The organism is Rhodoferax sp. UBA5149, assembly GCF_002413825.1.
Taxonomy (GTDB): domain Bacteria; phylum Pseudomonadota; class Gammaproteobacteria; order Burkholderiales; family Burkholderiaceae_C; genus Rhodoferax.
Genome location: NZ_DHXT01000155.1, coordinates 1 through 6,861 on the forward strand (window position 1 = coordinate 1; position 6,861 = coordinate 6,861).

At 61.3% G+C, this 6,861-nt stretch carries 10 protein-coding genes; 5 read left to right on the forward strand and 5 right to left on the reverse strand.

Features of this window, described 5'->3' with window-relative positions:
* Both B3V69_RS13510 and B3V69_RS13515 read right to left on the reverse strand, forming a co-directional pair.
* Positions 1–443 (reverse strand): cytochrome c oxidase subunit II transmembrane domain-containing protein (locus tag B3V69_RS13510; protein ID WP_296447364.1); only part of this gene is annotated, 443 nt, incomplete at its 3' end.
* A gap of 456 nt (positions 444–899) precedes the next feature.
* A complete protein-coding gene (locus B3V69_RS13515) occupies positions 900–1,787 on the reverse strand; it encodes a biotin synthase (RefSeq protein ID WP_296447365.1) in 888 nt (295 codons plus the stop codon).
* Between the two features lie 40 nt (positions 1,788–1,827).
* Between B3V69_RS13515 and B3V69_RS13520 the strand changes: the two genes are divergently transcribed.
* Together B3V69_RS13520 and trmL are read left to right on the forward strand one after the other, a co-directional pair.
* Complete coding sequence (locus tag B3V69_RS13520; protein ID WP_296447366.1) at positions 1,828–2,523, forward strand: ComF family protein; 696 nt, start codon at positions 1,828–1,830, stop codon at positions 2,521–2,523.
* Between the two features lie 9 nt (positions 2,524–2,532).
* Complete coding sequence (gene trmL / locus B3V69_RS13525; protein WP_296447367.1) at positions 2,533–3,021, forward strand: tRNA (uridine(34)/cytosine(34)/5-carboxymethylaminomethyluridine(34)-2'-O)-methyltransferase TrmL; 489 nt, start codon at positions 2,533–2,535, stop codon at positions 3,019–3,021.
* A gap of 17 nt (positions 3,022–3,038) precedes the next feature.
* Here the strand turns inward: trmL and B3V69_RS13530 are convergent, their stop codons facing one another.
* Complete coding sequence (locus tag B3V69_RS13530; RefSeq protein ID WP_296447368.1) at positions 3,039–3,968, reverse strand: LysR family transcriptional regulator; 930 nt, start codon at positions 3,966–3,968, stop codon at positions 3,039–3,041.
* A 167-nt stretch (positions 3,969–4,135) separates the two neighbouring features.
* On the opposite strand from B3V69_RS13530, the gene B3V69_RS13535 reads away from it, so the two are divergent.
* Positions 4,136–4,546, forward strand: a complete 411-nt coding sequence (locus B3V69_RS13535) for a DUF4148 domain-containing protein (RefSeq protein WP_296447373.1) — start codon at positions 4,136–4,138, stop codon at positions 4,544–4,546.
* Between the two features lie 69 nt (positions 4,547–4,615).
* On the opposite strand, the gene B3V69_RS13540 is transcribed toward B3V69_RS13535, so the two are convergent.
* A complete protein-coding gene (locus B3V69_RS13540; RefSeq protein ID WP_296447369.1) occupies positions 4,616–5,071 on the reverse strand; it encodes a MaoC family dehydratase in 456 nt (151 codons plus the stop codon).
* Between the two features lie 95 nt (positions 5,072–5,166).
* A complete protein-coding gene (locus B3V69_RS13545) occupies positions 5,167–5,784 on the reverse strand; it encodes a ParA family protein (protein WP_296447370.1) in 618 nt (205 codons plus the stop codon).
* 41 nt (positions 5,785–5,825) lie between these two features.
* On the opposite strand from B3V69_RS13545, the gene B3V69_RS13550 reads away from it, so the two are divergent.
* Both B3V69_RS13550 and B3V69_RS13555 read left to right on the forward strand, forming a co-directional pair.
* Positions 5,826–6,467, forward strand: a complete 642-nt coding sequence (locus B3V69_RS13550) for an NAD(P)H-dependent oxidoreductase (RefSeq protein WP_296447371.1) — start codon at positions 5,826–5,828, stop codon at positions 6,465–6,467.
* A gap of 8 nt (positions 6,468–6,475) precedes the next feature.
* A partial coding sequence (locus B3V69_RS13555) for a cation:proton antiporter (protein ID WP_296447372.1) occupies positions 6,476–6,861 on the forward strand: 386 nt, incomplete at its 3' end.

The window sequence follows — 6,861 nt, forward strand, 5'->3', positions numbered from 1 at the left end:
TAGCCCCATTTCCACTGCATGCCGGTCGCCTTGATGGTGAGGTCGGCGTTGGTCGTGTCCTTCATCGCCACCACCACTTTGGTGGCCGGCAGCGCCATCAGAATCACAATGATGAAAGGCACCACGGTCCAGACGATTTCCACCGTCACCGATTCATGGAAATTGGCCGCCTTGTGACCCACCGACTTGCGGTGCTTCCAGATGGAATAAAACATCACGGCAAACACGGCCACAAAGATCACCGTGCAAAGAATCAGCATGAACCAGTGAAGCCAGGCCTGCTCTTCGGCAATTTTGGTGACCGGCGGGTGCATATTCAGCTGGTGAACCGCCGGTCCGCCCGGCAAATCGTTCACGGCATACGCCGCAGTGAAAACCACCGTGCCGGCCCAAGCACTGGCCGCCAGCAGCATGCCCGCCAATTTATTGAAAATGCTCTTCATCATGCTCACTTTTTCATTGCCTCAAATTAACCAAATCTGACCCGACATCTCAATCAACAATCGGTCGCCCCATCTCGGCGCCACACGAATCCATTCGCGACGGACCCCGGCACGCCACAGCTTGCCAGCGTTTTCAAGCGCCGCCACGAGGCATTCAGCCCGAAAGTAAATTCGCTCGCCATCCGTGGCACGCCGGGCGTATGGAAAAAAACCAGAACCGACGGCCAGCAATACCAGCCACGCAGACAACAGAACGAGTGCAATTGCGTCGCAAGAACCAGCGAATGCTCTTGCCTTGCGCTGCCACAAAGCGAAAGACCATGCCGGTCATGCGTTACACCTGCTGAACACCATTCCGAACAAGTTCCGAACGCAAAAGTCAGAGACGCCCCCAACCGTTGCGCCCATTATTGTAGCCCACGCGTTTTGGAGCTTTTGCGGTGTCAAGCCCTTTTCTCAAGGATTCCGCGGATAACTTTTGCGCTGGTTCAAAGTTTCACGCATTTGCGCCAGCGAAAACGTGGTTTCAGGGCGCACATCGAGACGGGGCTGGGGCTTGAAGGCATGGCCGTAGATGACCTCGAAGGTCAGCTGGAGCGGCGCGCTGGCCAGCGCCTGGTGCAATTGATCGCGCCATCGCCGTCCGCGCAAAGCGGGGAAACGCTGCGGATGCAAATTGCGTCCCAGGCCGCGCAGCTCTTCGAGCAGCCGCTGCGGCGTCTCGAATGTCAGGGTGATACGCTCCATGTCCATCACCGGTTCGGCAAAACCGGCGGCGGCCAGCATGTCGCCCCAATCGTGCATGTCGGTGAACTCATGCGAGGGCGCCGGCCAGCCCAATGATTGATAACGCCCGCGCAGCTCTTGCAAGGTGTCCGGCCCCAGGCAGGAAAACATCACAAAACCATCCACCGCCAGCGCGCGATGCCACTGCGCCATCATGGCTTGCGGATCGTCCGTCATGTGCAGCGCCATATTGGCCCACAGCATTTGCACGGCGCCATCGGTCGGCGGCGCAAAACGTGTGGACTTGGCCGTCCATCGGGCCGGATGCCACCAGGATTTGGCGATTGTTTTTGCGGCGTACTCTTCCTTGGCTTCGTGGGCCTCCATCACAAAACACTGCGCCTGCGGATAACGCCGTGCCAACAAGGCATGCGCCTGCAGGCCGCCGCGCACGGGCTCCCAGTGCACCCAGCTTTGGGGTTGGCACTTGATCCATTCGAGTCGCTCTTCCATGCGCCGGGCCACCTCCTCATGCAGCCACGGGGACGGCCCGGCAGGCATGTGTTGCCAGCGCCGGGCAGCTTGGGGGTCGATGGTGGGGGGACGCTCGGTAGACATGGTGTGGGCTGGGGTGTAGTCGCCAGAGTATATTGACTCGATGTTTCCTGGACTGCTCAAAGGGATGTTGGATGCGCTGCCCAGCCAGTGCATGGTGTGCCACGCCTGGCCGACGCAGCCGGTTTGCGAGGCCTGCGTGAACCGTTTCGCCCAGCCGCAGCCGCGCTGTTCGACCTGCGCCCTGCCGGTGCCTTTGGGCCTCAGACAATGCGGCGCCTGCGTCAAGACCCCGCCGCCGCTGGACGCCTGCCTGGCCGCCGTGTCTTACACCTACCCCTGGTCCGATTTGATTGTGGGCTACAAATTCCACCAACATCCGGGCCACGCGAGCGCCTTTGCCTTGTTGCTGCGCAGCGCCCCATGGGTGGAACCGGCCCTGGACGCCGCCGACGCCGTGCTGCCCATGCCGCTGTCAAGAACCCGTCTGCAGACGCGCGGCTTCAACCAGGCGCTGACACTGGCCAGGCAGCTCGCGTCCGAAAAAACAGACAGTCGCCTGCTGCTTCGCATCAAGGACACGCCGCCCCAGAGCTCGCTCCAGCGCAGCGAGCGGCTGGCCAGCGTGCGGGATGCGTTTGCGGTGGAACCCCTGCTGCTCAAGCGGCTCAAGGGGGCACGACTGGTGCTGGTGGACGATGTCATGACCAGCGGCGCCTCGCTCTTTGCCGCCGCACGGGTGTTGCGCGCGGCCGGTGCGGCGCATATCACCGGGCTGGTCATCGCGCGCACCGAATAACATTGCCCCATGTTTCATATCGTCCTGGTCGAACCCGAAATCCCGCCCAACACCGGCAACATCATCCGCCTGTCGGCCAACACCGGCTGCACCCTGCACCTGATTGAGCCGCTTGGATTTTCAATGGACGACAAGCACATGCGCCGCGCCGGGCTGGACTACCACGAGTACGCTGAACTCAAACGCCATGCCAGCTGGCAGGCCTTTCTGGACACCGAACAGCCGACATCTGAGCGCATGTTCGCCCTGTCAACGCGCGCCACCCGAGGCGTGCATGACGCGCAGTTTGCCGCGGGCGACTGGCTGGTGTTTGGTTCGGAAACACACGGACTGTCCGAAGCGGTGCGCCAATCGTTTGCCCCGTCCCAGGGCCTGAAGCTGCCCATGGTGGCGGGCCAGCGCAGCCTGAATTTGTCCAACGCCGTCGCCGTCACGGTGTTTGAGGCGTGGCGGCAAAACGGGTTTGGTTCAGCCAGCGGTACGCCCATCGGCCTCTAGGCCAAAGCGCAGCGCCATCAAGCGCTTGTCGGGCGCCGCAATAGCGACGGCGCCCACTCGCTGACGAAGTCCAGAAAAGCACGGGTACGGGCCGGTATCAGTTTGCGCGAGGGCACCGCCGCGTAGACTGTCAATCGCCCAAAAATCCAATCTGGCAGCAGATGCACCAGCTCGCCCGTTTCCAGTTGCCGGGACACCAGCAGGCGTGACAGGACCGCGATTCCGGCACCGTCGAGCGCTGCGCGGTACAGAACGTCAAAACTGACCGACTGCAAAGCCACCTGCATCTCCACGTCCACCGGCTCCAATGTCCCCGGCAAGTGCGACAGGCGCAGACGCCGACTGGTGGATCCACCCCCCTGTTGCCAGGGAAACTTCAGGTAGTCACGTTGCGCCAGATCCTGCGGCGTGAGCGGTGTTCCGGTACGCTTCAAATAGTCGGGCGAGGCGCAGACGATCCATTCTGTAGTGGCCAGAGGCCTCGCCACCACGTTGGCGTCGTAGCCCTCGTCCACGGCCATGAAAGTCATGTCGAACTCATCCACCCGCGATTGGGGAAAGGGGTCGATCGCGATCTCCAACGAGACTTTGGGATAACGCTCGCGCCATTTGGCGATCAAGGGCGCCAGGTAATAGGATGCCAGCACGGAGGACGTCACGACACGAATCGTGCCTTGCAACTCTTGCGTGCTAGAGCCCACAGCCGCCTCGGCATCGTCAATTTCGTTCAAAATGCCGCGCACGCGCAGCAAATAGGCCTCACCCACTTCGGTCAGCGCCAGTTTACGGGTGGTACGGTGCATCAGCCGTGCGCCCAGATGCTGCTCCAGATCGCCAAACAGACGGGTCACGCCTGCGGGCGACATGTCCATGGCACGGGCTGCGGCGGCAAAGCCCCCTTCATCGACCACACGCTGAAACACCCGCATTGATAAAAGACGGTCCATGGCTAAAACAAATAGATTTGGAGTTGCTGGATTATTGCAGTTTTAGCAATGGTTAATTACTGACCATATGGTTTTTAAAACACCTCTCCCCGCCTAAACTTCAGTCCATCGATGAGCCGAAACCACATAGACGACTCACCGAGGCTGGACAAGACGAGAGCTTTTTGATGCCCGCCCTGCCTGGAAATGTCTATCAACTTTTGAAGGAAACCATCATGAAAACCAAGTTCGCCGCAACCGCTTTGATCCTCGCCACCGGCCTGATCGCAGGTACCAGCTTCGCTGCCACCTCCCCCAACAGCGACGCGTCCTTCTATGACTTCGCAGCAATTCCGAGCACTCTGACCCGCGAAGCCGTTCAGTCTGAGTACCTGGCGGCACGGAAAAACGGCACATTGCCCAAGCAAAGCGCGACAGCTGCGGTTGCTTTGATGTCTGGACACAGCGACGCGGCAACTCCGAGCACCGTGACCCGTGAAGCCGTTCAGTCCGAGTACCTGGCGGCACGGAAAAATGGCGCATTGCCCAAGCAAAGCGTGACAGCTGCAGTTGCTTTCATGTCTGGACGCAGTGTGTAAAGCCAAGCCTCTGCGCTTCTCTGAAAACCCGCCATGATGGCGGGTTTTTTTCGTCTCAAAGAAACGTGGTTACGGGTAATGCCGCGCCATGGACTCGGCGACGCACACCGGTTTGACAGCGCCTTCACGCTCGATCGCCACTTCCCAGCTCATTTGTGAGCCGCCGTTGTCTATGGGCTCGCTTTTGAGCAGCTTCATGCGGGCGCGCAGGCGGCTGCCCACCGGCACCGGCGCCATGAAGCGCACCTTGTTCAGGCCGTAATTGACGCCCATGCGGGTTTCCACAATTTTCATGGACGACTCAAAAAACCTGGGAATCAGCGACAGCGTCAAAAAACCGTGCGCAATCGGGCCACCAAAGGGCCCGGCTTTGGCTCTCTCAACGTCGACATGAATCCACTGGTGGTCGCCAGTGGCTTGCGCAAACTGGTTGACCTGCTCTTGCGTGATGGTGATCCAGTCGGAGACGGTGACTTCCTGTCCGGCAAGGCTTGACAGTTCGGCGAGGGTTTGGAATGTTTTCATGAGCCCACTGTAGCGATGTGCGGTTGAATCGTTTGTCAGCTGCGTGACAAAGTGGCGGCAGCGACATCAAACGAGCTGGCGCCGTCCTCCACCCATCAAGTCTCCAGCCACTCACAGATCGCCTGCCACTGCGCCAGGTCTTTTTCGACCCGGGCCGGCGCCACATCAAACAAGGTCAGGCCGCGGGCCGCCAGATGAATGTAGTTTTGCGTGTCGCGCAGGTAGCCCAACACCGGCAAACCCAGGGTGTCGACAAATTCATGCAGTTTGTCGGCGGCGATGGTGCGCGCATCCACCCGCATGCCGACCACACCAATTTGCAGTTTGTCGTAGTGCTTGTTCTGCAGCAACTGATCGAGAAACGCCCGCGTGGCAAAAATATCGAAAATACTGGGCTGCAGGGGCACGATCACCTTGTTCGCGATTTTCATCACGTCATTGAAGCGCCAGCCGTGCAGGCCCGCCGGGGTGTCCAGCACCACATGGCTCGCGCCTTTGGGTGGTTTGGCGACCAGGTCGGCACTCACGTCCCAAGTGGCGATGGGGCGCGCGGCGGCCGGGCGCAGCCCCAGCCACAGGCGCGAGGACTGCTGGCGGTCGGCGTCGCCCAGCATCACGGCCCGGCCCCGCGCCGCGTAATAGCCCGCAATATTGGTGGCTAGGGTGGACTTGCCCACACCGCCTTTTGGATTGGCAACCACGACCACTGGCATAAAGCGCTCCTTGATATTGAACTTTGCGCTATGTTAGCGGTATGGATGAACCCACCCCAAAACCCCCAGCCCCCGCAACAAGTCCGGGCATTTACCTCATCGCGGCCCACCCCAACTGGCGCGAATCCCGCGTCAACCGGCGCCTGCTGGAGAGCGCCCGCGCCCTGGCCGAGGTCGACACCAACGACTTGTACACCCGCTACCCGGACTATTACATTGACGTCGCCGCCGAGCAGGCGCGCCTGGCGGCCGCGCAATTGATTGTGTTGCTGCACCCGATTCACTGGTATTCCATGCCCGCGCTGCAGAAGCTCTGGCTGGACGACGTGCTGAGCTACGGCTGGGCTTATGGCGTTGGCGGTGAGGCGCTGCGCGGCAAAGACCTGTGGCTGGTGGCCACCACCGGCGGGCCGGCCAGCTCGTATCACCCGCAGGGCTACAACCGCTATTTCTTCGATGCCTTCTTGCCGCCTTATGAGCAAACGGCGGTGCTGTGCGGCATGCGCTTCCTGCCGCCGCTGATCCTGCACGGCGCCCACAGCGCGACTGAGGGGGAAGTCGCCGACCATCTGGCGCTATTCCGGCAACGCCTGCAAAGCTACCCGCGCTGGCCCGAAATGGACGAGATCGACGCCTGCCCCGCCTGCGACGTGCCGCTGGCCGATCGACCTGAGAGCGACTAGGGACTGACATGGAACACGCCCCCACCTGGCTGGTCAACAGCTTCATCTACCTCAGCGCGGCCGTCATCGCCGTGCCCTTGAGCAAGGCCCTGGGCCTCGGGTCCATCATCGGTTACCTGGCGGCCGGCATCGCCATCGGCCCGTGGGGACTGGGGCTGGTCACCAACGTGGAAGACATCCTGCACTTTGCCGAATTCGGCGTCGTTCTGATGCTGTTTTTGGTCGGGCTGGAGCTGGAACCCAAACGCCTGTGGAGCTTGCGGCGTCCGATTTTTGGCTGGGGCAGTGCTCAGGTGCTGGGCTGCGCCCTGCTGCTGACCCTGCTTGCCGTCGGCTTGGGCGTGGGCTGGCGAGTTGCCTTGGTGGGCGGCCTGGGACTGGCGCTGTCCAGCAC